This is a genomic window from Cupriavidus oxalaticus, from assembly GCF_038900635.1.
Taxonomy (GTDB): domain Bacteria; phylum Pseudomonadota; class Gammaproteobacteria; order Burkholderiales; family Burkholderiaceae; genus Cupriavidus; species Cupriavidus oxalaticus_B.
On record NZ_JAYMRX010000086.1, the window covers coordinates 1 to 456 of the forward strand.

General features: G+C 69.1%; 1 protein-coding gene. It reads left to right on the forward strand.

What is annotated here, in order from left to right:
- The coding region (locus VSR71_RS35065) for a hypothetical protein (RefSeq protein ID WP_342917918.1) at positions 1-456 on the forward strand (456 nt) is incomplete at both ends.

Here is a 456-nt window from a genome sequence, read left to right on the forward strand (position 1 = left end):
TGGCCGAAGTGCCGGAGGGCGAGGCTGCATTGCCGCCAGGCGCGTCCGGTCGCGGTCCGATGCGGGGCCTGCTCTGGCTGACCGTGGTGCGCGGTCAGTTCAGGCTGATGGGAGCAGGGATAGCTTACACGGCTGGAAGCCATCCGCTGCCGTTGACGTCCGGCCTGTGGGTCGAGGCGGGCGAGGAGGGATGTGCTGCGATTGCCACCAGCGCGGGACCGGCCGTAGGCGCGATCTGGCCGGCGATCGATCAGTTTCACCACAGCTTCGTCGTATGCGTGCAGGGCAGGCTGGCCCGCGAGCGGTTGGACGAAAGCGAACGTCTGGCGAGCCGGAACGCGCTCGCGGCGGCGCAATCGATCGAAGCCTTCGATCGCCTGTCCGGCATCATCGTGCGGCGCTTCGATCACGACGCGGACGATGTATCCCGGTCGGACCGGCTGGCCGGCGCCTGCC